Raw genomic sequence first — 24,099 nt, forward strand, 5'->3', positions numbered from 1 at the left:
CACATGTCCCGCCACAAGCAAGGGGAACCACCCATGTTCGCTCTCTCCTCCTCGCAGGAGATCGTCTGGCTGCACGAGCAGCTCCAGCCCGGCAGCCGTGCCTACAACTTCACGGCCTACCTGGACCTCTGGGGAACGCTCGACCGGGCCGCCCTGCGCACCGCGCTCGCCGCCGTGCTCGACCACCACGCCGGGCTGCGGCTCGAACTGGTCGCCCGCGACGGCGGCCTGCCCGACCAGCGGGTGCGCGACGACGCCCAGGTGCGGCTGCGCACCGGCGACCTGTCCGCCGAGGCCGACCCGGCGGCCGCCTTCCAGCGGCTGCTGGTCGCCGAGGCCGAGGAGCCGCTGGACACCGAGGAGGCGCCGCTGCTGCGCTGGCACCTGGTCCGGCTGGGCGAGCAGCACCACCGGCTGATCCACGTCGAGCACCACCTGATCCACGACGGGCACTCCTTCGCGATGCTGCTGCGCGACCTGTTCACGGCGTACCGCGCCGCGGTCACCGGTGAGCGCGCCGAGCTGCCGGCCACCCGCTCGTACGAGGAGCACGCCCGGGCCGGCGCCGGCGTCGACCGGGCGCGCAGCCTGGCGTTCTGGCAGCAGGAGCTGCGCGACGCCCCGCTCGCCCTGACGCTTCCCGGTCTGGCCAGGCCGGGCGCGGTGCGGGCCCACCGGGGCGGCCAGCTGCGGCAGTCGATCGGCGCCGACCTGGCCGAGCGGCTGCGGGCCCGCGGGCGGGCCGACGGCCACACGCCGTTCTCCGTCCTGCTCACGCTCTTCGGCGAGCTGCTGCGCCGGCACAGCGGCCACCGCGAGCTGGTGGTCGGCACCGCGGTCGGCAACCGGCCGGTGGGCTTCGAGTCCACCGTCGGGATGTTCGTCAACACCGTGCCGTTGCGGCTGCGGCTGGACCCGGCCGCGCCCGGCACCGACAGCGTGGACGAGGTCACCGACACCCTGCTCCGGGCACTGCCCCACCAGGACGTGCCGGTGCAGGAGTTGACCCGCTCGCTCGGGCTGCACACCAGTGGCGCCGACAACCCGCTGTTCAGCGTGATGTTCAGCGCGCACGACGCCGCGCTCCCGGAGATCGACGTCCCGGGCCTGGAGGTCACCCTCTACGAGGGCTTCAACACCGGCACCACCCGCTTCGACCTCGACCTCGTGCTGCTGCCGGACGACCGGCGCACCGTCACCGAGCGGCACGGCCCCGGCGGGATGACCCTGGTCTGGGACTACGACGCCGACGTCTTCGGCGAGGAGGTCGCCGAACTGCTGGCCGGGCGCCTGCTGGAGCTGCTGCGCGCCTACCTCGACGAGCCGCACTCCGCCCTGGCCGCACTCGCCGCACCGGCGCCGACCACGGCCACGGCCACAGCCACAGCCACAGCCACAGCCACAGCAGCGGAGCAGACCGCCCCGCTCGACCCGCTGACCCGCCAGGACCCGAGCACCCTCGCCGTCATCGCCGGCACCGAGCGGCTCACCTACGGCGACCTGGACCGCCGGGTCGGCGAACTGGTCGAGCGCCTGCGCGCCGCCGGGGTGACGGCCGGTCAGCCGGTCGCCGTGCTGCTGCCGCGCGGGGTCGAGAGCGTGGTCGCGCTGCTGGCCTGCCTGCGGGCGGGCGCGGTGTACGCGCCGCTGTCCCCGGACGACCCGGCGACTCGGCTCGCCCTGCTGCTGGACCGGCTGAACCCGGCCCTGGTGCTGGCCACCCGGCAGAGCGCGCTGGCGCTGCCCGCCGAGGGCCGCACCCCCGCCCTGCTGGACGGTCCGGCCTTCCCGAAGGCCGCGCCCGCCGCCGTGCTGGACGGCGCGGCCTACGTGATCCACACCTCCGGCTCGACCGGGGTGCCCAAGCCCGTCCTGGTCGGCCGGGCCGCGCTCGCCGGGTACGTCGGCGCGGTGGCGCAGCGCTACGGGCTGACTCCGGCGGACCGGGTGCTGCTGTTCGCCCGGCCGTCCTTCGACGTGGCGCTGGAGGAGGTGCTGCCGGCGCTGGCCGTCGGGGCCGGCCTGGTGCTGCCGCAGCGGGAGGTGCCGACCGCGCCCGAGCTGGTCGCGGTGCTGGCGGCCCGCGGGGTCACCGTCGCCAACCTGCCGACCAGCTACTTCCTGGCGGTGCGCGAGGAACTGCGGGAGGCACTGCGGGACGGGCTCTGGTCGCCACGGCTGCTGGTGCTGGGCGGCGAGCGGCTGCCCGCCCGGGCGCTGGAGGGTCTGCTGGCGGACACCCGGGCGACGGTGCTCAACGCGTACGGGGTCACCGAGGCGACCGTGACCTCGACGGTGCACGAGATCACCGCCGCCGACCTGGCGGAGGGGGCGGAGATCCCGCTGGGCACCGAGCTCCCGGGGACGGCGGTGCACGTCCTGGACGAGGGGCTGCGGCCGCTGCCGGCCGGCGGGGTCGGCGAGTTGGCGGTCTCCGGGCCGGCGCTCGCGGACGGCTACCTGGGGGTGGCGCAGGCGACGGCCGAGCGGTTCGTCGAGGTGGCGGCGCTGGGCGGCGAGCGGGTGTACCGCACCGGTGACCGCGGCTACCGCGACCGGGACGGGCGGCTGTGGTTCCTGGGCCGCCGGGACAACCAGGTCAAGCTGCGCGGGTTCCGGATCGAGCTGGAGGAGATCGAGGCGGCGGCCTCCGCCGAACTCGGCGGCCGCTCCTGCGCGGTGGTGCTGGACGCCACGGCCGCGAACGGCCCGCGGCTGGTCGGCTTCCTGGAGGGTCCGCAGGCTCCCGACCAGGCGGCGCTGCACGCCGCGCTGTCGCTGCGGCTGCCCGGCGCGCTGGTGCCGGGCGCCTGGGTGGCACTCGACTCGCTGCCGGTGCTGCCCGGCGGCAAGCCCGACCGGGCGGCGCTGGCCCGGGCGGTGGCGGAGCTGCCCGCTCCCGGCGACGAGCCGGAGGCCGGCGAGGTGGTCTTCGCCGACCCGGGCGTGGCGCTGGTCGCCGAGGCCTGGCGGGAGGTGCTGGGCCACGACCGGTTCACCGCCGAGTCGCACTTCTTCGAGGTGGGCGGCCACTCGCTGCTCGCCGCGCAGCTGGCCGCCTGGCTGGAACCGCGCCTGGGCGGCCGCCCGCCCCTGCGCGTGCTGTTCCAGAACCCCGTCCTGGCCGACCAGGCACGCGTCCTGACGGAGGGTCAGCTGTGAACTCCACCCCCGCGTCCGTCCTGGAGGACGGCCACCGCGAACTGGTCGATGCCTTCGAGAGCTTCGTGCGCCGCGAGCTGGTCCCGCTGGCCGCCGAACTGCCGGAGACCGCCGACCTGCCGCCCGCCGACCTGCGGGCGTACGTGCGCAAGCGCTCGGCCGCGCTCGGCTTCTACGCCGGCGACTACCCCGAGGAGCTGGGCGGCTCCGGGATGCCGTTCACGGCCGTGGTGCTGCTCCACCACGCGGCCGGCCGCAGCGGCTGCGCGCTGGCGCCGTACGCGCTGGCCGGGTCGGACGGTCCGAGCCCGCTGCTGCGGCACGGCACGCCCGAGCAGGTGGAGAAGTACCTGGTGCCGCTGGTGCGCGGGACCAGCGCCCGCTGCCTGGCGCTGACCGAGCCGCAGGCCGGCTCGGACGCGTTCCGGCTCACCACCACGGCCGTCCGGGACGGTGACGGCTGGGTGATCAGCGGACGGAAGACCTTCGTCTCCAACGCCGACCGGGCCGACCTCGCGCTGGTCGTCACCGCCACCGACCTGGGCGACGGGCCGACCGTCGGCGCGACCGCCTTCGCGCTCCCGATGGACACCCCCGGCCTACGGATCGGCCAGCGCTACGAGGGCATGTCCGGCGAGCCGATGTTCGAACTGGTGCTGGAGCAGGTCCGGGTGCCGATGGACGCGGTGATCGGCGGCCCGGAGGGGGTCGGCGCCGCGATGGCCCTGGCCATGGACAGCCTGTCGCGCGGACGCCTGGTGGTGGCCGCGATGTGCAACGGCGTCGCCGAGTACGCGCTGCGCCTGGGCGTCGAGTACGCCCGGGAGCGGCAGGCCTTCGGCGAGCGGATCGGCGCCTACCAGCACGTCCAGGAGCACCTGGTGCGCAGCCGGGCCGAGGTGGAGGCGGCGAAGCTGCTGACGCTGGCCTGCGCCCGGCTGGTGGACGAGGGCACCGAGGCGCCGGAGAACGCCGCGCTGGCGAAGCTGACCTCCTCGGAGACCGCCGTGCGGGTGGTGGACCGCTCGCTGCAGGTGCACGGGGCGACCGGCTGGGTGCGCGGGCATCCGCTGGAGTTCCTGTACCGCTACGTCCGGATGATGACGATCATCGAGGGGACCTCCGAGGTCCAGAAGGTGATCGTCGCGCGGGCCATGGGCCTGGGCTGACCGCAACCACTGTTCGGAGACCACGACATGACGACTTCTGACACCATCACCCGATCCGTCACCCACGGCCACCCGGCCCAGGACTCTCCCGTCACGGCGCTGTTCGCCGAGTGGGTGCGCCGCACCCCGGACGCCCCCGCGCTGATCGACGGCGGGCGCAGCTGGAGCTACGCCGAACTCGACGCGCTGGCCGACGCGGTGGCCGCCACCCTGGGCCACCGGGTCCGCCCCGGCGAGCTGGTCGGCGTCTGCCTGGACCACTCGGCCGCGCTGGTCGCCGTCACCCTCGCGGTGGCCCGGCTCGGCGCCGTCCACCTGCCGCTCGGCCCGCGTCCCGGCGAGCGGCGCCTGCAGGCCGTCGCCGAGAAGCTGCGGCTGGCCTGCCTGGTCGGCGACCCCGCGCTGCTGCCCACCGCCCACCGCACGGCGGACCACCTGCCGCTGACGGTGCCCGCCGAGGGCGCGACGGCCGCCGCCACCGTGGTGGCCGCCTTCGCGCCGTCCGCCGCGGACGCCGTCGGCGCCCCCGCGGGCAGCCACTACGCGGTGCTCACCTCCGGTTCCACCGGCACCCCGAAGGCGGTCGCCGTCGGGGAGCGCTCGCTGGGCGCGATGCTGCACTGGTACCGCGAACTGACCGGCCTCGGCCCCGGCGACCGGCACAGCCTGCTGATCGGGGTCGCCTTCGACCCGCACCTGATGGAGCTGTGGGCGACGCTGACCTCGGGCGCCGCACTGAGCGTCGCCCCGGACGCCGTCCGCTGGGACGCGGGCGCGCTCACCGACTGGTGGCGGGAGGCCGGCATCACCGTCGGCGTCCTGCCCACGCCGCTGGCCGAACCGGTGCTCGACCGGCCGTGGCCGGCCGGCCTGGTGCTGCGGCACCTGTCGGTCGGCGGCGACCGGCTGCGCCGGCACCCCTCGCCGGACGTCACGGCCCATGTGCACAACGCGTACGGGCCCGCCGAGGCCACCGTGGTGACCAGCGTGCACACCATGGCACCCGGCTCCGGCGGGGACGGTCCGCCGCCGATCGGCCGGCCGGTGCCCGGCGCCGTACTCCTCGTCACGGACCGGGACGGCCGCCCGGTGCCGCGCGGCGAGTCGGGCGAACTGCGGGTCGGCGGCGGCCTGCTGGCGCTCGGCTACCTGGACGAGGAGCTGACCGCGCGCCGGTTCGTGCCCGCGCCGCAGGGCGTCGAGGGCGTCGACCGGGTCTACCGCACCGGCGACCGGGTGCTGATGCGCGCCGACGGGGTGCTGGAGTTCCTGGGCCGGCTGGACGACCAGGTCAAGGTCAGCGGGGTGCGGATCGAGCCGGCCGAGGTCGAGGCCGCGTTCGAGCGCGACCCCCGGGTGCGGCGGGCCGTGGTCGCGGTGCGCCGCGACGCGTCCGGCTCGGCCCGGCTGCTCGCCTTCGTCGAGCCCGCCGCCGACGGCCCCGTCACCGGCCCGGACCTGCTGCCGCAGGTCCGGGAGTGGCTGCCCGAGCAGGCCGTACCGACCGTGGTCCGGCTGGTCGACGGCTACCCGCTGGACGCCAACGGGAAGGTCGACCGGGCCGCCCTGCTGGCGGCCGAGGCCGCCGCGCCGGGCGGGGACGCCGACGGCGGCACCGCCACCGAGCGGACCGTCCTGGCGCTGTGCCGCGAGCTGCTGGACCGCCCGGAGCTCGGCCCGCTCGACAATTTCTTCGACGCCGGCGGCAACTCGCTGGCCGCCGCCCGCCTGCTGGTGGCCCTGGAGGAGTCCTGCGGCGTACGGCTGCGCGCCCCGCAGCTGCTGCGCCAGCCCGACCTGCGCAGCCTGGCCGCGCTGGTCGAGGCCGGCCGGCCGCACGCCGCCTCCGCCTCCTGACCACCGCCGTACCAGGATGCCCCGGCCCCGCGCCGGGGCACCCGGAAGGGAACCACCCATGACCTTCGACGACTCCCGACCGAACGGCGTGCCCGCTCTGGTCGCCCGCAACGCCGCGCTGCGGCCGCAGGCGCTCGCCGTCTCCGACGGCACCACCGCCCTGACCTACCGCGAACTGGCGGCCGCCGCCTCCGCGCTGGCCGCCGAGCTGGCCGCCCGCGGGGTCGGGCCCGGCAGCGCGGTCGGCCTGCTGGCGGCCCGCTCCACCCGGCTGGTGGTCGCCCAGCTCGCCGTCTGGTGGGCCGGCGGGCACGCCGTCCCGCTGGATCCCGCCTACCCCCGGCCGCGGACCGCCGGGATGCTCGCCGACGCCGGCGCCGTCCTGACGCTCGGCGACAAGGCGCTGCTGGCCGAGGCCGGGGTCCCGGCCGCGCAGGCCCTGGCGCTGGACCTCGACGGCCTGCCGCGGGCCGGGGTCACGGCCCCGCACCCGGCCGCCGACCAGGAGCGGGCCCCGGCCCTGGTGATGTACACCTCCGGGTCCACCGGCCGTCCCAAGGGCGTGCAGGTCACCCACCGGGCGATCACCGACCTGGTCACGGCGCCGGACGCGGTGCGGCCGGGCCCGGGCGAGCGGGTGCTGTTCCACTCGCCGTCCACCTTCGACGCCGCCACGTTCGAGGTCTGGGCGCCGCTGGCGGCCGGCGGCGCCGTGATGGTCTCGCCCTCCGAGCGCCCGACCGCCGAGGACCTGGCCCGGGACGTCGAACGGTTCGGCGTCACCACCGCGTTCCTGACCACGGCCCTGTTCCACCGGCTGGCGGCCCGGCAGTCCCGGATCTTCGGTGTGCTGCGCACCCTGCTGGTCGGCGGCGAGGCCCTGGCACCGGAGCCCGCCGGGGCCGTGCTGCGGGCCTTCCCCTGGCTCGACCTGGTCAACGTGTACGGGCCCACCGAGGCGACCACCTTCACCACCCTGCACCGGGTGCGCGAGGAGGACTGCACGGGCCCGCTGCCGATCGGGCGGCCGTTCGGCGGGGCCTCGGTGCGCGTGCTCGACGAACGGCTGGCCCCCGTGCCGGCCGGCGGGCGCGGCGAGCTGTGGATCGGCGGCAGCCGGCTGGCCCTGGGCTACCTCGGACAGCCGGAGCTGACGGCCGACCGCTTCCGGGAGATCCCGGGCGCCGGACGGATGTACCGCAGCGGCGACCTGGTCTCGGCCCGGCCGGACGGCACCCTGGACTTCCACGGACGGGCCGACGACCAGGTCAAGGTGCGCGGCTTCCGGATCGAGCCGGGCGAGGTCGAGCACACCCTGCGGCTGCACCCGGAGGTCTCGGAGGCGGCGGTCGTGGTCCGCCGGGCCGGCTCGGACGACGCCGCGCTGACCGCCTTCGTGGTCCCCGCCGACGGCCAGCGTCCCACCGGCGAGACGCTGCGCGGCCACCTCGCCGACCGTCTCCCCGCACACCTGGTCCCCACCGCCTGGGCCGTGCTGGACGCGCTCCCGCTGACCGGGAGCGGCAAGGTCGACCGCCGCGAACTGGCCGGACGCGACCTCGACGGCGCCCCGGCCGGGCCCGCCGGCACGGACCGGCTGACCCCGCTCCAGCAGGAGGTCGCCGCGGCCTGGACCAGGGCCCTGGGCCACCCGGTCGAACGGCCGGACGCCGAGTTCCTCGCCGAGGGCGGCCACTCGCTGATGGCCATGTGGGTCGTCGACGACCTGCGCGAGGACCTCGGGGTGGACCTCTCGCTGGTGGACTTCTTCGCCCACCCCACCGTCGCCGCGCAGGCCGCCCTGGTCGAGCGGGCGCTGCTCGCCGCCCTGGGCGACGGCACCGAGGAGGGCCGATGAGCAGCACCCCGCCGATGGGCAGCACCCCGCCGAGCGCCGAGCGGCAGGCCGAACTGCTCCGGCAGGCCCGGCGACGGGCCGACGCCACCCGCCCCGCGGACATCCCGCGCACCGAGCCCACCGGTCCGGCCCCGCTGTCGCACGCCCAGCACCGGATGTGGCTGATGGACCGGCTCGGCCGGGCCGGCGCCCGGTACCACGTCCCGGTGGCCACCCGGCTGCGCGGGCCGCTGGACACCGAGGCGCTCGCCGAGGCGCTCACCGCACTGACCGACCGGCACGACATCCTGCGCACCCGCTACGGGCAGCACGGCCAGGAGCCGTACCAGGAGGTCCGGCCGGTCGCCCCGGTGCCGGTGCCCGTCCTGGACGCCCCGGCCGGACGGGTGCAGGAGCTGCTGCGCGCCGAGGCCGCCCGCCCGTTCGAGCTGGACCCGGGGCCGGTGCTGCGCGCGCTGGTCCTGCGGCACGGCCCGCAGGACCACACCGTCCTGCTCACCCTGCACCACATCGCGATCGACGGCGGCTCGCTGCCCGTGCTCACCGGCGACCTGGCCGAGCTCTACGCCGCCGCCGTCCAGCGTCGGCCCGCCCGGCTGCCCGAACCGGGCCTGCGGTACGCGGACTTCGCGCGCTGGGAGCGCGGCCGCGACGCGGAGCTCGCCGCCGAGGTCGACGCCTGGGCCGACGAGCTCGCCGGGGCCCGCCCGGTGCCGCTGCCCCGCCCCGCCCCCGCCGGTCCCCGGACCGGGGCGGCCCGGCTGCACAGCCTGCCGCTGGAGCCGGGCGTCCTGGACGGGCTGCGCGCCCTCGGTCTCGCGCACGGCACGACCCTGTTCACCGTCGTCCTGGCCGCCGCCTTCGCCACCCTGCGGCGGGCCACCGGGGAGAGCGACCTCACCCTCGGGTGCGCCGGTGGCCGGCGCTCCCGGCCCGCGCTGCGCCGGCTGGTCGGACTGTGCGTCAACACCCTCCCGGTCCGCGCCGACGTGTCCGGCGACCCCGCCTTCACCGAGCTGCTCGGCCGGGTGCAGGCCGCCCAACTCGCCGCGCAGGAACGCCAGGAGGTGCCGTTCGACCTGGTCGTCGAACGCCTCGGGGCCGCCGCCCGCGGCCAGGACGGCTCGCCGCTGCTGTCGGTCACCTGCGACCTGGTCGCCGCCACCGGGGCACTGCCGCTGCCCGGCCTGGACGCCGTACCGGCCGAGGTCGACCTCGGGGAGGCCAAGTTCGACCTCGGGCTCTTCGTGACGGACGGCCCGCAGCCGCACTGCCTGGTCCAGTACGACGCCGACGCGCTCACCGAGCCCGCCGGTGCCCTGCTCGCCGCGGACTTCGCCGCCGTGCTGGCCGCCGTCGCCGAGGACGGCGGCCGCCGGCTCGGGCAGCTGCCCGGCAGCGTGCTGCCGGCCGCGCCCGGCCACCCCGCCGAGGCCGCGCTGCTGGCCGACCCCCGGGTCCGCGAGGCGTACGTGCTGGTCCGCGACGGGCGGCCGCCGCTGGCGTACGTGGTGGCGGGCGGCCCGGGCGGCGCCTCCTGCGGGGCCGAACTGCGGGCCCGGCTGCGCCCGCTGCTGCCGGCCGGCCAGCTGCCCGCCGCGGTCACCCTGCTGGACGCGCTGCCCCGGACCGCGGACGGCTCCGTCGACCCGGCCCGACTGCCCGGCACCGGGCCGCTGCCCGCGGCGGCCGCACCCGCCGGACAGCCCGCCGCGGCCGGTGTCGAGGAGCTGGTCCGGACGGCCTTCGGGGAGCTGCTCGGCACCCGGCCCGGCCCGGACGGCGACTTCTTCGTCCTCGGCGGGCACTCCCTGGTCGCCGTGCAGCTCGCCGAGCGGCTGCGGCTGCGCACCGGGCTGCCGCTGACCGGGCTGGACGTCCTGGAGCAACGCACCCCGCGGGCGCTGGCCGGACTGCTGGCCGCCCGGGACGCCGAACGCCTGGCGGCGGCCCCCCGCCGGACCGGGGGCGGCTCCCGGCCGGTGCGTCCGGGCACCGTGCTGGTCACCGGCGCCACCGGCGGGGTCGGCGCCGCCGTCCTCCAGGAGCTGATCGCCCAGGGCCGCCCGGTGCGGGCGCTCGCCCGGCCGGAGTCCGCCCACCTGGTGGCGCTCGACGGCGTCGAGGTGGCCGAGGGCGACCTGGCCGACCTCGACAGCCTGCGTGCGGCCGTCCGGGGGGTGGACGCGGTGATCCACGCGGCCTGCACCTTCACCGCCCACGAGGTCGACGTGGCGGCGATGCGGGCCATGGTGGACGCCTGGCGGCAGGGCGGCTTCGTGTTCGTCAGCAGCATCGACGCGTACGGGCGCCCGGCCGGGACGGAGGTCGAGGAGGGCGCGCCCGCCACGCTGCCGGTCACCGCCTACGGGCAGGCCAAGCTGGACTGCGAGCGGATCCTGCTGGAAGCCGCGGGCAGCGACGGCCGGGGCGCCGGCACGGTGGTCCGCGCGCCGATCGTCTGGGGACCGCACCGGCGGCTGCGCGAGCAGCTGCGCTGGGGCGCGACCGGCGAGCTGTTCCAGGCCGCGCAGGCCGGCCGGCCCCTGGTGCTGCCCGACCCCACGGCCGACGGCCGGGCCTGGTACGGCGCGGCCTGGGTGCACTCGGCCGCGCTGGCCCGGGCCCTGGCCGCCTGCGCGGACGGCACCGGCCGGGCCGCCGGCCGGGTGGTCAACGCGGTCGGCGGGCACGTCGCCTGGCCGGAGTTCACCGCCGAACTGGTCCGCCTGCTGGGCTCGTCCAGCACCGTCGACCTGCGCCCGGACGCCGACCCGGAGCTCGCCCGTCCGTGGCGCTACCGCTCGGAGGCGCTCGCCGGGCCGCTCCGGCCGGAGCCCGGCGAGGACTGGCGGACGGTGCTGGCCGCCATGGTGGGGTAGCCGGGGCCCGGCCCCCGTCCGGCCGGCCGGCGGGGGCCGCTTTCGTTCCCACCCACCCATAGACCTGCCCTATGCCCCCATAGGCCGGCCTGCCCTACTGCGACACCCGGGCGGCGGCGAGGGTGGCACCCAGGACGGGTGATCTCCCGGCCGCGCACCGACCGAAGGAACCCGCCATGCCTCGTCCCGTCCGGGTCGCGATCGTCGGGGCCGGCCCCGCCGGGATCTACGCCGCCGACGCCCTGCTCAAGTCCGAGCTCGCCGCCGACCCCGGTGTGTCGATCGACCTGTTCGAGCGGATGCCGGCGCCGTTCGGCCTGATCAGGTACGGGGTCGCCCCCGACCACCCGCGGATCAAGGGGATCGTCACCGCCCTCCACCAGGTGCTCGACAAACCGCAGGTGCGCCTGTTCGGCAACGTCGACTACCCGGGCGACATCGGCCTCGACGACCTGCACCAGTTCTACGACGCGGTGATCTTCTCCACCGGCGCCGACGCCGACCGCGACCTCGACATCCCGGGCATCGACCTGGACGGCTCGTACGGCGCAGCGGACTTCGTCTCCTGGTACGACGGCCACCCCGACGTGCCGCGCCGGTGGCCGCTGGAGGCGGAGCGGGTCGCGGTGCTCGGCGTCGGCAACGTCGCGCTGGACGTCGCCCGGATCCTGGCCAAGACCGCCGACGAGCTGCTGCCGACCGAGATACCCCCGAACGTCCACGCTGGCCTCGCCGCCAACCGCGCCGTCGAGGTGCACGTCTTCGGCCGCCGCGGACCGGCCCAGGCCAAGTTCAGCCCGATGGAACTGCGCGAGCTGGACCACTCCCCGACCATCGAGGTGATCGTCGACCCCGAGGACATCGAGTACGACGACGGCTCGATCGCCACCCGCCGCGGCAACAAGCAGGCCGACATGGTGGCCTCCACCCTGGAGAACTGGGCCATCCGCGACGTCGGCGACCGGCCGCACAAGCTGTTCCTGCACTTCTTCGAGTCCCCGGTGGAGATCCTCGGCGAGGACGGCCGGGTGGTCGGCCTGCGCACCGAGCGCACCGAACTCGACGGCACCGGCAACGTGGTGGGCACCGGCACCTACCGCGACTGGGACGTCCGGGCGGCCTACCGCGCGGTCGGCTACCGCTCGGCCGAACTGCCGAAGCTGCCCTTCGACCCGGTCTCCGCGACCGTCCCGCACGAGGCGGGGCGGGTCCTGGAGGCCGGGGCGCCGCTGCCGTCCACCTACGTGACCGGCTGGATCAAGCGCGGCCCGGTCGGCCTGATCGGCCACACCAAGGGCGACGCCAACGAGACCGTCGCCTGCCTGGTCGCCGACCACCGCGCCGGCCGGCTGCGGACCCCGGCCGCACCCGGCGAGGACGCCGTGCCCGCGTTCCTGGAGAGCCGCGGCGTCGAATACACCACCTGGCAGGGGTGGCACCGGCTGGACGCCCACGAGCGCGCCCTCGGCGCCCGCGAGGGCCGCGAGCGGATCAAGGTGGTGTCCCGCGAGGAGATGCTCCGGGCGAGCTTCGGCGAGGGCCCGGACCGGGCCTAGCTAGAAGCCCTCGCCCCGGCCCGGGGCGGTGGCCGGCGGGCCGTCCAGGACGGTGAAGCGCATCCCGGCCGCGGTGAGGCGGTCGATCAGCGCGGTGCCCATCGCCGCGGCCGGGGTGACCTGGCCGGCGGTGGGCGGGAGGTCGTCGTAGGCCAGGCTGAGGGCGGACTCGGCGAGCATCTTCGCGGTCTCGGAGTAGCCGGGGTCACCGCCGGACACCTCGGTGAAGACCCGGGTGCCGGGGCCGGTGTCGCCGACGAAGCGCACGGTGAACCAGGAGGCCGCGCGCTGCTCGGCGCTCGGCCCGTCGCCGGACCGGCGCAGGCCCGTCAGCGCCCTTCGCAGCGGCGGGACCTGGGCGGCGACCAGCAGGGCGGCGAGCCCGGCGGCGCCGGCCAGCAGCACCGGGAGGCGGCGGACGGCCGCGTAGTGGCCGTAGCTGAAGGCCGGCCCGTAGTCGGGGCGGGCGGCGGCCGAGCGGGCGACCACCTGGGCGTCGATGGTGGGCAGCGGCACGGCCCAGGCGCGGGCCTCCGCCGACCGGCGGACCGGCCCGGCCGTCGTCCTGATCCGGCGTCCGGCCGTCCGGGGCTCGGCGGCGCGGCGCTCGCGGGCGGCCCGGCCGGCGGCCCCCAGCCGGGACATCGCGCTCAGCGCGGAGGCGAAGGTGCCGCCGGAGATGGTGCCCCCGGCCCGGACGAAGCCGCGGACCGAGACCGCCGCCCCTTCGGGCAGCACGTCGATCGCGCGCATCCGTTCCAGGGTGAACAGCACGCCGAGGTCGTGCGGGACGGAGTCGAAGCCGCAGGAGTGCACCAGCCGGGCCCCGGTCTGCACGGCCCGACGGTGGTGGCGCAGGTACATCAGGTCGACGAACTCCGGTTCGCCGGTCAGGTCCACGTAGTCCGTCCCGGTGTCGGCGCAGGCGGCCACCAGCGGCTCGCCGTACCGGAGGTAGGGGCCGACGGTGCTGATGACGACCCGCGCCGAGGCGGCGACCGCGCGCAGCGAGGCGGGGTCGGCCGCGTCGGCGGCGAGCAGCGGGAGGTCCGCGCAGCGGGGGTTCAGGGCGGCCAGGCGGGTGCGCAGGGCCTCCAGCTTGGCGCGGTTGCGGCCGGCGAGCGCCCAGCGGCAGCCGTCCGGCGCGTTGGCGGCCAGGTACGCGGCGGTCAGCGCGCCGGTGAAGCCGGTGGCGCCGAACAGCACCAGGTCGTACGGGCGATCGGCGTCCATGGCTTCCCCTACCGGCCGGTAATGACGGGTGCCTCACGCTAGGGACCGGTGTGCGGCGGTGTCAACAGCGGGGCGCCCGGTCAGCCGCCGAAGTTGAGCGCGTACAGCCGGCGGACGGAGTCGGCGCCGACGAAGTCCATCGGCACCGTCCCGAGGACCGGGCCGGCGGCCCGGTTCAGGCCGTTGAGGTAGCCGTTCAGCCGGGGCGCCATCGCGTCGGCGGCCTGGCGGGGCCACAGCCCCCAGCCGGAGGAGGAGGTGAAGGTGAGGAAGAGCCGCTGCGGGTCGCCGCTCGCGCGGGCCGCGTCGAGGTGGGCGGAGGTCTCGGGCCACTTGCGGGAGGCGATCTCGAAGATCGTGCCGATGTCGTAGTCGTCCTCGATGTCGGTGAGCGCACCGCCCCAGGGGATCCCGGGCAGGCCGGGGCTGTCGGCGAGCAGCACGATCCGGCCCCGGACCTCGCCGAGCCGCGGGACCCGGCTCTCGCCCCACATCAGGCCGCCCCATCTCGCCCGGTAGCCCTCGAAGACGGTCCGGAAGTCGGCGGCGGAGGCCGTCGAGTACTCCTGCTTGACCCGCATCAGCACGGTCTCCTGCGGATGGCGGGCGAGGAAGTCCTGGCACTGGTTGAGCACGTCGCCGAAGAAGATCTCCTGGAAGAACGGGCCGTGGTGGATCGCGAAGACCCCGTCGACCAGCCGGCAGCGGATGTCGAAGAACCGTACGCCCGCGGTGAGTTGGTCGGGCACCGAGAGGGTCTGGGTCTGGGTGATCGGGCCGCCGTGCAGCGAGCAGGTGTCATGGGTGCCGGGCACGGTGAGCCGGGACAGCCAGCTGTCGCCGGGCAGCGCCCCCATCCAGTCCGCCCCGCCGGGGACCTGGGCCGCCCCGGCCTTCGGCGCCACCGCCCCGAGCCCCGTGCCGAGGGCGCCCGTCGCGCCGAGTGCCAGCACCGCCCGGCCGAGGGTGCGCCGGCTGATCCGCTGATCCGTCAGTTCCACTGCCGTGTCCCGTCGTTCGCCCGATGGTTGCCATGTGCATTGTCATGGCAGCCGGCGAGCCGGGGAAAGACCCGTGCACGGGACGGCGGCCCGCGGGGCCGGGGGACGGCACCGGCGGGTCGGGACACGGAGAGGCCCCCCGACCGGCGGTCGGGGGGCCTGATCGGGGGGCCTGCGGCGGGTTCGGGGCCGAGGGCCCGGGGGGGTGAGGGGTCGGGGGTCGGGGTCAGCCCTTGGCGTAGTCGCCGTACCCCTGCCAGTCGATGACGACGCAGGGCTCGTCGCCCACCACCCAGCCGTCGTGCCCGGGAGCCACGGTCATGAAGTCACCCGGTCCGAAGTCCATCGTCTCGCCGTCGTCCATGACGATCCGCATCCGGCCGGAGACGAAGTAGCCGGTGTGCGCCGCCATGCAACTGTCCGTCCCCGCCAGCGGTTTGATGTGCTCGGACCACTTCCACCCCGGCTCGAAGGTCGCCCGGCCCACCTGGCCGCCGGCCAGCTCGACCAGTTCCAGCTTTCCCTTGCCCCCCTCGAAGGGCCGGACCTCGTCCGGCGTGTCGAGGCTCTTGCGGACGAGACCGGCCATGAGACGCTCCTTCGTCGACGTCGGCGGGGCACCCGGCCGGACGCGCCGCGCCACCGGACCCACCTGCGGCCGGTGGCCGAGCCCGGTCGCGGCCGCGCCGACCCACACCTGCGGTAGATCCAGTCTGCGCCTGCTCCGGCCCGGCCGCCTCCCCCACGGGCGGCCCGCCGGCACGGCCCGCTCAGCGCGGCCGGCGGCGGTGCCGGCCCGCGCCGGGTCGGCCCCCGCCGCGGGCCCGGCCGCGGGGGTCGGTCGCGGCCAGCACGGCGGCCACCAGCAGGGGGGCGGTCAGCAGGAGCAGGTTCAGCATCGGTCCGGCCCTCTCCTCGGGAGCGCACCCCGTCGGGAGCGTACGAAGGACCGTAACGAGCCGTCACCGGGTGGCGCGGGAACGGGCGCGCGTGGCGGCGGCAACCGCCCCGAACCGGTGACGCGGTGTACTCCGGCGGGCACCTCCTCAGGGGACGGCGACCCGCAGGATCCGGTCGTCGCCGGCCCGCACCTCGCCCCGGCCGTCGGTGTTGCTGGTGCTGACCAGCAGCGTGCCGTTCCCCTCGGCGACGACGGTGCGCAGCCGCCCGTACGCGTCCGTGAGGAAGGCCTCCGGGGCGCCGGTCACGTGGTCGCCGTCGACGGGGATCCGCCACAGCCGTGTGCCGCGCAGCGCCGCCATCCAGATGGCCCCGTCGGCGTACGCGATGCCGCTGGGCGAGGCCTCGTCGGTGTGCCACTGGACGAGCGGGTCGGTGTAGCCGGCGCGGTGGGCCTGGCCCTCGACCACCGGCCAGCCGTAGTTGGCGCCGGGGGTGATCAGGTTGAGCTCGTCCCAGGTGTTCTGGCCGAACTCGGACGCCCACAGGCGGCCCTGCGCGTCCCAGGCGAGGCCCTGGACGTTGCGGTGTCCGAGCGAGTAGACCACCGAGCCGGGGAACGGGTTTCCGGGGGCCGGGGCGCCGTCCGGGGTCATCCGCAGGATCTTGCCGCCGAGCGAGGCCGGGTCCTGGGCGAGGTCGGGGCGGCCGGACTCCCCGGTGCCCGCGTACAGCATCCCGTCGGGCCCGAACGCGATCCGGCCGCCGTCGTGGTTGCTGCCCTTGGGGATGCCGGTGAGCACCGTGGTGGGGGTGCCGAGCTGCGGGCCGGGCGGCCGCTGCCCGTCGTAGGTGAAGCGGACGATCCGGTTGTCGTCGGCGGCCGTCAGGTAGGCGTAGACCTGGTGGTCGGTGGCGTAGTCGGGTGAGAGGGCCAGGCCGAGCAGGCCGCCCTCGCCCCCGGCCACCACGCCCGGGACGGCCCCGAGGTCGGTCTTGGCGCCGTCCGCGGCCGCGACCCGGGTGATCCTCCCGGTGTTCCGGGACGCCACCAGCAGGTCGCCCCCCGGCAGCACCGCGACGCCCCACGGGCTGTTGAGGCCGTCGGCGACCTGCCCGGCGACCCGGACCCCGCTGCCGGACGGCCCGGCGGACGCCGAGCCCCCGGTGGCGCCGGAGACGGACGGCGCGGACCCGGACGGCGCCGGGGCGGCCGCCGAGCCGCAGCCGGCGGCGAGTACCAGGGCGACGGCGACGGCGACGACGGTTCGCGCTCGCATGAAGGCTCCTCACCGGCTCGGTGCTCGGGCTCCCGCCCCCTCCAGCACACCACAGGTGACCGGCGCGGGGCACCGCAACGGCCCGGGGAGGCCGGCGGCGGGACGGAAGGCGGCGCGGGGCACCGGCGGGAAGGGCGGCGCAGCCGGTGGACGGCCGGCACGCTCCGGTACGGGAGCCTCCGGCCCGGCGGGCCCGGCCTGACGGCCGGTCATCCGCCGCACCCCGGCGGACCGGCGGCTGAGGGCCCCTCAGCAGAGTGTCGGGTCCATCATGCCTCGTCAGCGGCCCCGGCGGTAGGACGAACAGCACGATTTCCCGGCCTTGTCCCGGATCCGCGGCACCCCTCAGACTCGACCCATCCACCCCGTCCGCCCGTACCGGGCCGCCCGTAGGCCGCCCCGGTGCGCGCGTCGCGCTGCCCGGCCGTCCGGCGGGCAGTCTCGCGGGGTGGCCGAGGGATGGGGGAACGATGGATCACGATGCGGTGCTGCACGCCAAGGTCCTGCTGCTCGACGTGCACCGGCTCGACCTGGCCCGGGAGGTCCAGGCGTACCGGACCCTGCTGGAGGTCAACCCCGCGGCGTACGGGCCGAAACTCGCCCGGGCGCTGGTGCGCACGACGCACGGCGCCGCGCTCCGGGAGCTGCCCGGGGTCCGGCTGGAACTGACCGAGGAGGCGCTCACGGCGCTCGCCGGCCTGAGCGAGGCGGACCGGCTCCGGGACGGCCTGCTGCCCCACGTGCTGGACGCCCACCAGCGGGAGCTCTGCGCGGTGGGCCGGCGGCCCGAGGCGCTGGCGGTGCGGGCCCGGCTGCTGGCCATGGGCCGCAGCGCGGCCGGGGCACAGGACGGTCCGCCGGGGGGCCTGGCCGGATGGGCCGACGGCCTGGCGGAGGAACAGCGGCACCGGGAGGCGGCCGAGGCCTACGCCGAGATCGTCCGCTGCGACCGGACGGCCGACCGGCCCGAGAACCCGGCGACGGTGATCGCCCTGGCGGCCCAGTGGGAGGCGGCCGGCCGGCTCGACGCCGCGCTCGACGCGCTCGACGTGCTGGTCGACCGGCAGCGGGCCGAGGCCGGACCGTGGCCCGGGGCGATGTCCTGCCTGCTGTACACGCTGCTCCACCGGGCCCGGCTGCTGGACGCCCACGGCCGGGCGGGGCAGGCCGCCGCGGCACGGGCGGAGGCGCTCGGCCTGCTCACCCACCTGTCCGGGAGCCGCGGGAACCCGTTCGGCTTCCGGCAGGCGGAGTACTGGGCGACGCTGCTGGCGCTGTCCGGCCGGCCGGACGAACACCCGGCGCCCGGCGAACCGGTGCCGCCCTACGGAAGGCCGCCGCGCACCTGGTCCCCGGACGTCCGGGAGCGCTTCCGGGCCGAACGGGCGTCCCTCGCGGCCGAGGTGGAAGCCCTGCTACCGCTCGCCGGGGCGGACCCGGACACCCACCTCGCCGCACTGGTCACCCGGCAGCGCCGGCTCCTGGTACGGGCCGGGGTCGACGCCGGGGCCGAGGCCGGGAACGGTACCGGCCGGATGCTGGACGAGCTGCTCCCGCTGTTCGACCGGGCCGTGGCCCTGGCCCGCCGCCTGCACGCGCTCGACCACCCCGGGGGCCCCGCGGCGCTCGCCCGGGCGCTGACGGACCGGGCCACGATGTTCACCGCGGTCGGCCAGTACGGCTACGCGCTCGCCGACCTCCGGCAGGCGCCGGCGGCCGGGGCGCAGCCCGCGGCCCGCTGACCGCCGGGGGCGGTCAGTCGGCGGTGAGCAGCCCCTCGCGCTCCCAGACGGCGCGGGCGGCCGCCAGCCGCCGCCGCTTGGTGTGGCGCCACTCGGTGCGGTCGGTGACCGCACCGGGCGGCTCCTCCACCGTGTAGCAGAGCGTGCACACGTACCCGCCGCGCGGGCCGTCCTTGACCGGCGTGCCGCAGGTCGGGCAGTAGCGGGAGTGGTGGACCTGACTGCTCATGGCGCCAGGTTACTTGCCGGCCACCGGTCCGCGCCGCCGGCTTCCGCACACCCGGGCCGTGCGCGGACCGCACCCGACCTGCCTGCCGCCCCGCAGTGCCGACGATCTACGGTGGACGGATGCAGACCGTGGAACTGACCTGCGACGGGGCCCTCGACCGGGCCGTTCGCGAGGTGTGGGGGCAGCTCTCCGACGGCGGGGTGCCGAGCCTCACCGCCAACACCCATCCCACGCACCGCCCGCACCTGACCCTCGCCGCCTGCGGCGCGCTGCCGGACGGCGCGCTCGCCCGGGTCGACGAGCTGCTCGCCCGGGCGCTGCCGCTGCCGGTGCGGCTGACCGGTCTGCTGTCGTTCAGTGCGCGCAGCCGCCGCCGGGTGCTGACCTGGTCGGTGGTCCCGACGGTCGAACTGCTCACCCTGCACCAGGAGATCTGGACCGTCCTGGCCACCGCGGACGAACCCAACCCGCTGTACCTGCCGGGCCGGTGGTCCCCGCACGTGGGCCTGACCCGGCGGCTGGAGCCCGCCGAACTCGCCCTGGCCCACGACCTGGTCGGCCGGCTGCCCGACCTGACGGGGGTCTTCGACGCCGCGCGCAGCTTCGACAGCGCGGCCCAGGCCACCACGCCCCTCGGGCTTGTCTGACCGCTCCGGCGGCCCCCGGCCTCAGTCGCCGCGGCGCTTGCGGACCAGCAGCACGATGGCGCCGACCACCAGGACGGCCAGCACCGCCGACCCGCCCGCGCCGCCGCCGCTGCCGCCGGTGCTCCCGCCGCCGTCGGCCCGGCGGTCGGTACCGGCCGCCGCCGGTGCGGTGGCGCCGGCGCCGGTCGGGCTGCCGTCGGGGGCGGGCTCGGCGTCGAGCGCCTCGCGCCACACCGTGCTGCCCTTGCCCTCGCTGCCGAACATCAGGGCCGTGCCGTCCGCCGTGTAGGTCACCGACTCGCCCTGGCGCTGGAGCGGCACGTTGACCGAACCGTCCTCGACCGGGCGGCCGTCCTGCCAGCGGTAGGCGGTGCCGGAGAAGTAGCCGCGCAGCACCAGCCGGGTGCCGTCCGGCGAGAAGCTGCCGTCGGTGACCCACGGCACGTCGGCGATCGGGCGGAAGACGTTCACCCCGGTCGCGGAGAGCGCCTCGGGGCCCCGGTAGAGCTTGCCGCCGCCGCTCTGCTTCTTGCTGGCGATGTACGCCCGGCCGGTGACCGGGTGCACCATCAGGGCCTCCGCGTCGCGCGGGCCGTCCTCGTAGGTGACCCGGTAGCGGGTGACGTCCACGGTCTGGTCGCGCAGTTCCGCGGGCTCGGTGAAGCGGTAGATCCACACTTCGGGCCAGGTGCCGTCGCGGTTGTCGCCGATGTCGCCGAGGTAGAGCTGTCCGTCGGGGCCGAGCGAGATCGCCTCGGTGTCGCGCGGCTTGATCCCGCGCAGGGTGACCGTCGCGACGGTGCGGCCCTCGGAGTCGACGGCGTAGACGTAGGGGCCGTCGTCGCTGTCGTTGTGGGTCCAGTAGACGCCCGGGTGGGCGCGGCTCGCGGCCAGCCCGCTGGACTCGGTGATCCGCGGGTCGGAGATGGTGAAGGCCTCGCGGGGCAGTCCCGCGGCGGCCGCGGGGCCCGCCGCCGGGCCCGCCGCGAGCAGGGCGGCCGCCCCGGCGGCCGTGCCGACACGTATCGCCCGGGACCGCCGCCGCCACCGCTCGTTCGCCCTCGTCACCCAGCGATCATCGCACGGCCCGCGAGCGGGGCCACGCCCGTGCGAGCGGCCGAGGGGCCCGGGCCGGGATCAGACGGACCGTTGGGGTCGGCGCAGCACCGAGCCGCTGGGGATCCCGGCGAAGCGGCCGCGTCCCGGGCCGTCCTGGGCGGGGTTCACGGCGGGGGCCGCGCCGTGCAGGAAGCCGGCGGCCCGCTCGATGATCCGGGGCAGCTCGGCGTAGAGCGAGTCGCCCGGGCACAGGGTGCAGAACGCGTCGCGGTGGCCGGAGATGGTGTCGAAGGTGTGGTTGGTCCCCTCGGGGAAGCGGCTGCCGCTGCTGTTGGAGGTGAGTTCCGCCTTGGCCTGCGGGTCGAACCCGTAGGTGCCGAGCTTCCAGGCCGCCAGCCTGGCCATCGCGTCGATGACGGGCGTGGGCACCTCGATCCCGGTGTCGTACGAGCCGATCGCCGCGATGCCCATCGTCTCGCGGTTGAAGCCGAGGGTGTGGGCGCCGACCACCGGTCGGCCGGTGCTGCCGAGCCGGCCCTCGTAGATGGTGCCGAAGCGGTCGACCAGGAAGTTGTAGCCGATGTCGTCCCAGCCCTGGTTCTCCCGATGCTCCTGGTAGATCGACTTGAGGATCTCGGGGACGTCCTGCGGTCCGTACTCGTTGCGGTCGCCGGTGTGGTGGATGAAGACCACCCGGACCGAGGGGTCGGTCAGGGTCTGCGTCTCGGGCTCGTCGGTCTTCCAGGTGGAGCGGCGCACCACCGGCGGCGGCGGCAGCGGGGCGGGCAGCGCGCCGCTCTGCAGGGCGAGGGCGGGGAGTTCGGGGGTGGTCGGCCCGTGGTCGGCGAACGGCAGCAGGTGGCGCGGCGGGCCCGCTGCCGCCAGGGCGACCGCGGCTCCCGCCGAGGCCGCCTGCACCGCACGGCGCAGCACTGAGCGACGGTTGATGTCCATGGCGGCGAGGCTATGAGGCCGGGCAGCCGCCCGCCTGCGCTCGGCGCGGGACACGCCCGGGCCGGCGGCCGGAGGGCGTACGGCCCGCCGCGCGCTGCGACCTGGCGTGCGACCCTGTCACACCGGCACCGGCCGGCCCGGCGGCGGCGCCGGAGGGAACACGCGTAAGGGGCAACGCCGTACGGCCACCTGGGTCTGTTCACCCGTCACCCCCCGTCACCGCCCGGCGGCCCGTGGCGGGTCGGCGGTGCGTCAGACGACCGGTAGCGGCAGGCCGAGGTAGGTCAGCGGGCCGGGGTCGGGCACCGGGAGCTCCCGGAAGCCGAGCCGGTCGTGGAAGGCGCGGGCCGCCGTGTTGGCGGTGACCGTCCCGAGGTGGACGCCGGGTGCGCCGCGCGCGGCGAGGGCGGCCAGCAGGGTGCCCATCAGCCGGCGGCCGTGGCCCTGCCGCTGGTGCTCGGGCAGCAGGTCGATGTGCAGGTGGGCGGGGTGGGCGGCCAGTTCGGGCAGGAGCATCCGTTCGGGTCGGTGCAGCAGGTCGACGACGACCTCGCCGGGGGTGACGGGTGCCGCGTCCGGGGGCGGGTAACGGGCGGCGACCTCGGGGAGCCAGGTGGTGCGGAAGGCCCGGACGAACGCGGCCGTGTCGGCGGTGCCGAGGACGTAGCCGACGGCCCGGCCGCCGTCGTCCAGGACGAAGGCGAGGTCCGGGTCGAGCCGCAGGTAGGGCCCGGCGAAGACGGTGGGCAGCAGCTCCGGGTCGGGGTGGAGCCCGCGGGCGTCGCCGCCCTGGTGGCCGGTGCGGACGCAGATCTCGTACACGTCGTCGCGGTCGGCGGGGCGGTAGGGCCGGACGGTCGTTATGGGGTGTGCTCCTCACGGTCGGGTGGACGGGCGCGGGACGGGCGGGCAGGCCCTCGGCCGCCCGGGCCGCCCCGCGCCCTGCCCCGGTCCGGGTCGGGTCAGTCGCGGACCGGGGGGATCGCGTTCGCCCGGACGGACCGGGCGTACCAGCGGGCGCTGTCCTTGGGGATGCGGCGCTGGGTGGGGTAGTCGACGTACACGGCGCCGAACCGGCGGCTGTAGCCGTAGGACCACTCGAAGTTGTCCAGCAGCGACCAGAGGAAGTAGCCGCGGACGTCGGCGCCGTCGGCGATGGCGCGGTGCAGGGCCGCCAGGTGGCGGTGCAGGTAGTCGATGCGCTGCGGGTCGTGCACCTCGCCGTCGGGGGTGACGGTGTCCTCGTAGGCGGCGCCGTTCTCGGTGATCATGAGCGGCAGGCCGGGGTGGCGCCGGGAGACGTCCGTGACCAGGTCGTACAGGCCGGTCGGGTCGACGGCCCAGTTCATCGCGGTGACCTCGCCGGGCGGCAGGTGGAAGACGACGTGCTCGGCGCCGGGCCACGGCGAGTGGTCGCTGGCGCCGTGGGCGTCGTTGCGGGCGGCCTCGCCGGGTGCGGGGCGCTCGTCGCCGGCGGGGGCGGACACCAGGGTCGGCGTGTAGTAGTTGATGCCCAGGACGTCGATCGGGGCCCCGACGGCGGCCTCGTCGCCGGGCCGGACCAGGTCGTCCCAGTCCACCAGGTGCGCGGTGTCGGCGCGCAGGTCCGCGGGGTAACCGCCGTCGAGGATCGGGCCGGTGAAGATCCGGTTGCCGACGGCGTCGATGCGCCGGGCGGCGTCCCGGTCGGCCGCGCCGTCGGTGAGCGGGCGGACCTGGTGCAGGTTGAGCGTGACGGAGACCCGGGCGTCGGCGGGGAGGCCGGCGCGCAGGGCGGCCACCGCGCGGCCGTGCCCGAGGTTGAGGTGGTGGGCGGCGCGCAGCGCGTCGGCCGGGTCGGTGCGGCCGGGGGCGTGGACACCGGAGCCGTACCCGAGGAAGGCGGAGCACCAGGGCTCGTTGAGGGTGGTCCAGAACCTCACCCGGTCGCCCAGGGCGTCGGCGGCGATCGCCGCGTACTCGCCGAAGCGCTCGGCGGTCTCCCGGACGGGCCAGCCGCCGGCGTCCTCCAACTCCTGTGGGAGGTCCCAGTGGTAGAGCGTGGCGACCGGCTGGATGCCGGCGGCGAGCAGCTCGTCGACCAGGCGGCGGTAGAAGTCCAGGCCCTGTTCGACGGCGGGGCCGCGGCCGGTCGGCTGGATCCGCGACCAGGAGAGCGAGAACCGGTAGGCCTGCAGGCCCAGTTCGGACATCAGCGCGACGTCCTCGCGGTACCGGTGGTAGTGGTCGGTGGCCTGGTCGCCGGTGTCCCCGGCGTGCACCTTGCCGGGGGTGCGGCTGAAGACGTCCCAGATCGACGGGGTCCGGCCGCCCTCGGCGGCGGCGCCCTCGATCTGGTACGACGCCGTCGCGGCCCCCCAGAGGAACCCGCGGGGGAAGGCGAGCCGGCCGGACGGGTCCGCGGTGGTCGGGGCGGCGGGGGACGGAGAGGGGGCTGTCATGCGGGAGGCGCTCCCATCAGAGTGCTGGAGTCGGTGCGGCCGGGCGCCGGGATCCCACCGGAGTGGTCTCGGTACGGATCAACTCTGCCCGGCCGGGCGGTGGTTGTGCGAGAGGTCGGACGGCGGGTC

18 protein-coding genes are annotated in these 24,099 nt (G+C 76.6%); 8 read left to right on the plus strand and 10 right to left on the minus strand.

Going from position 1 to position 24,099, the window contains the following annotated elements; genetic code table 11:
• The first annotated feature begins 33 nt into the window (after positions 1–33).
• The 6 genes from ACIOFR_RS14725 (at position 34) to ACIOFR_RS14750 (ending at position 12,484) form a co-directional block, all read left to right on the plus strand.
• Entirely contained in the window at positions 34–3,162 is a 3,129-nt protein-coding gene (locus ACIOFR_RS14725; RefSeq protein WP_400996493.1) for an amino acid adenylation domain-containing protein, read from the plus strand.
• Positions 3,159–4,331 (plus strand): acyl-CoA dehydrogenase family protein, encoded by a 1,173-nt coding sequence (locus ACIOFR_RS14730; RefSeq protein ID WP_400996495.1) that lies wholly within the window; start codon positions 3,159–3,161, stop codon positions 4,329–4,331. Before ACIOFR_RS14725 ends, ACIOFR_RS14730 begins: the two co-directional genes overlap by 4 nt.
• A gap of 27 nt (positions 4,332–4,358) precedes the next feature.
• Positions 4,359–6,188, plus strand: a complete 1,830-nt coding sequence (locus tag ACIOFR_RS14735; RefSeq protein ID WP_400996497.1) for an amino acid adenylation domain-containing protein — start codon at positions 4,359–4,361, stop codon at positions 6,186–6,188.
• 58 nt (positions 6,189–6,246) lie between these two features.
• On the plus strand, positions 6,247–8,046 hold the full coding sequence (locus tag ACIOFR_RS14740; RefSeq protein WP_400996500.1) for an amino acid adenylation domain-containing protein: 1,800 nt from the start codon (positions 6,247–6,249) through the stop codon (positions 8,044–8,046).
• Entirely contained in the window at positions 8,043–10,928 is a 2,886-nt protein-coding gene (locus tag ACIOFR_RS14745; protein ID WP_400996503.1) for a condensation domain-containing protein, read from the plus strand. Before ACIOFR_RS14740 ends, ACIOFR_RS14745 begins: the two co-directional genes overlap by 4 nt.
• A 176-nt stretch (positions 10,929–11,104) precedes the next feature.
• Entirely contained in the window at positions 11,105–12,484 is a 1,380-nt protein-coding gene (locus tag ACIOFR_RS14750; protein ID WP_400996505.1) for an FAD-dependent oxidoreductase, read from the plus strand.
• Here the strand turns inward: ACIOFR_RS14750 and ACIOFR_RS14755 are convergent, their stop codons facing one another.
• The 5 genes from ACIOFR_RS14755 to ACIOFR_RS14775 all read right to left on the minus strand — a co-directional run bounded on the left by ACIOFR_RS14755 (position 12,485) and on the right by ACIOFR_RS14775 (position 16,898).
• Entirely contained in the window at positions 12,485–13,717 is a 1,233-nt protein-coding gene (locus tag ACIOFR_RS14755; protein ID WP_400996508.1) for a saccharopine dehydrogenase family protein, read from the minus strand. It lies immediately after the preceding gene.
• A gap of 80 nt (positions 13,718–13,797) precedes the next feature.
• Positions 13,798–14,718 (minus strand): phosphatidylinositol-specific phospholipase C, encoded by a 921-nt coding sequence (locus ACIOFR_RS14760; RefSeq protein ID WP_400996510.1) that lies wholly within the window; start codon positions 14,716–14,718, stop codon positions 13,798–13,800.
• A 226-nt stretch (positions 14,719–14,944) separates the two neighbouring features.
• A complete protein-coding gene (locus ACIOFR_RS14765) occupies positions 14,945–15,307 on the minus strand; it encodes a cupin domain-containing protein (protein ID WP_400996513.1) in 363 nt (120 codons plus the stop codon).
• A gap of 181 nt (positions 15,308–15,488) precedes the next feature.
• Positions 15,489–15,617 (minus strand): hypothetical protein, encoded by a 129-nt coding sequence (locus ACIOFR_RS14770; RefSeq protein ID WP_400996515.1) that lies wholly within the window; start codon positions 15,615–15,617, stop codon positions 15,489–15,491.
• A gap of 147 nt (positions 15,618–15,764) precedes the next feature.
• Complete coding sequence (locus ACIOFR_RS14775; RefSeq protein WP_400996517.1) at positions 15,765–16,898, minus strand: PQQ-dependent sugar dehydrogenase; 1,134 nt, start codon at positions 16,896–16,898, stop codon at positions 15,765–15,767.
• A gap of 470 nt (positions 16,899–17,368) precedes the next feature.
• Here ACIOFR_RS14775 and ACIOFR_RS14780 point away from each other — a divergent pair, with 470 nt between their 5' ends.
• Positions 17,369–18,640 carry a hypothetical protein gene (locus tag ACIOFR_RS14780; RefSeq protein ID WP_400996520.1) on the plus strand — a complete coding sequence of 424 codons (1,272 nt, stop codon included), beginning with the start codon at positions 17,369–17,371 and terminating at the stop codon, positions 18,638–18,640.
• Positions 18,641–18,653: 13 nt separating this feature from the next.
• On the opposite strand, the gene ACIOFR_RS14785 is transcribed toward ACIOFR_RS14780, so the two are convergent.
• Positions 18,654–18,869, minus strand: coding sequence for a hypothetical protein (locus ACIOFR_RS14785; RefSeq protein ID WP_400996522.1), 216 nt, complete (start codon positions 18,867–18,869; stop codon positions 18,654–18,656).
• A gap of 119 nt (positions 18,870–18,988) precedes the next feature.
• On the opposite strand from ACIOFR_RS14785, the gene ACIOFR_RS14790 reads away from it, so the two are divergent.
• Positions 18,989–19,516: a 2'-5' RNA ligase family protein gene (locus ACIOFR_RS14790; protein ID WP_400996525.1), complete on the plus strand. Its 528-nt coding sequence runs from the start codon at positions 18,989–18,991 to the stop codon at positions 19,514–19,516.
• A gap of 21 nt (positions 19,517–19,537) precedes the next feature.
• On the opposite strand, the gene ACIOFR_RS14795 is transcribed toward ACIOFR_RS14790, so the two are convergent.
• The 4 genes from ACIOFR_RS14795 to ACIOFR_RS14810 all read right to left on the minus strand — a co-directional run bounded on the left by ACIOFR_RS14795 (position 19,538) and on the right by ACIOFR_RS14810 (position 23,970).
• Positions 19,538–20,584, minus strand: coding sequence for a hypothetical protein (locus ACIOFR_RS14795; protein WP_400996527.1), 1,047 nt, complete (start codon positions 20,582–20,584; stop codon positions 19,538–19,540).
• A gap of 69 nt (positions 20,585–20,653) precedes the next feature.
• A complete protein-coding gene (locus tag ACIOFR_RS14800) occupies positions 20,654–21,529 on the minus strand; it encodes a peptidoglycan recognition protein (RefSeq protein ID WP_400996529.1) in 876 nt (291 codons plus the stop codon).
• 252 nt (positions 21,530–21,781) lie between these two features.
• Positions 21,782–22,351: a GNAT family N-acetyltransferase gene (locus ACIOFR_RS14805; protein ID WP_400996531.1), complete on the minus strand. Its 570-nt coding sequence runs from the start codon at positions 22,349–22,351 to the stop codon at positions 21,782–21,784.
• 140 nt (positions 22,352–22,491) lie between these two features.
• Positions 22,492–23,970 (minus strand): GH1 family beta-glucosidase, encoded by a 1,479-nt coding sequence (locus ACIOFR_RS14810; protein WP_400996533.1) that lies wholly within the window; start codon positions 23,968–23,970, stop codon positions 22,492–22,494.
• Positions 23,971–24,099: the final 129 nt, after the last annotated feature.

The sequence above is a fragment of the Kitasatospora sp. NPDC088346 genome (genome assembly GCF_044740765.1).
GTDB lineage: Bacteria > Actinomycetota > Actinomycetes > Streptomycetales > Streptomycetaceae > Kitasatospora.

Bases quoted from the DNA above. Each gene is read 5' to 3' on its own strand.
- ACIOFR_RS14725 (WP_400996493.1), top strand. From the start codon at position 34: ATGTTCGCTCTCTCCTCCTCGCAGGAGATCGTCTGGCTGCACGAGCAG.
- ACIOFR_RS14735 (WP_400996497.1), top strand. From the start codon at position 4,359: ATGACGACTTCTGACACCATCACCCGATCCGTCACCCACGGCCACCCG.
- ACIOFR_RS14740 (WP_400996500.1), top strand. From the start codon at position 6,247: ATGACCTTCGACGACTCCCGACCGAACGGCGTGCCCGCTCTGGTCGCC.
- ACIOFR_RS14745 (WP_400996503.1), top strand. From the start codon at position 8,043: ATGAGCAGCACCCCGCCGATGGGCAGCACCCCGCCGAGCGCCGAGCGG.
- ACIOFR_RS14750 (WP_400996505.1), top strand. From the start codon at position 11,105: ATGCCTCGTCCCGTCCGGGTCGCGATCGTCGGGGCCGGCCCCGCCGGG.
- ACIOFR_RS14755 (WP_400996508.1), bottom strand. From the start codon at position 13,717: ATGGACGCCGATCGCCCGTACGACCTGGTGCTGTTCGGCGCCACCGGC.
- ACIOFR_RS14765 (WP_400996513.1), bottom strand. From the start codon at position 15,307: ATGGCCGGTCTCGTCCGCAAGAGCCTCGACACGCCGGACGAGGTCCGG.
- ACIOFR_RS14770 (WP_400996515.1), bottom strand. From the start codon at position 15,617: ATGCTGAACCTGCTCCTGCTGACCGCCCCCCTGCTGGTGGCCGCCGTG.
- ACIOFR_RS14775 (WP_400996517.1), bottom strand. From the start codon at position 16,898: ATGCGAGCGCGAACCGTCGTCGCCGTCGCCGTCGCCCTGGTACTCGCC.
- ACIOFR_RS14780 (WP_400996520.1), top strand. From the start codon at position 17,369: ATGGATCACGATGCGGTGCTGCACGCCAAGGTCCTGCTGCTCGACGTG.
- ACIOFR_RS14785 (WP_400996522.1), bottom strand. From the start codon at position 18,869: ATGAGCAGTCAGGTCCACCACTCCCGCTACTGCCCGACCTGCGGCACG.
- ACIOFR_RS14790 (WP_400996525.1), top strand. From the start codon at position 18,989: ATGCAGACCGTGGAACTGACCTGCGACGGGGCCCTCGACCGGGCCGTT.
- ACIOFR_RS14800 (WP_400996529.1), bottom strand. From the start codon at position 21,529: ATGGACATCAACCGTCGCTCAGTGCTGCGCCGTGCGGTGCAGGCGGCC.
- ACIOFR_RS14810 (WP_400996533.1), bottom strand. From the start codon at position 23,970: ATGACAGCCCCCTCTCCGTCCCCCGCCGCCCCGACCACCGCGGACCCG.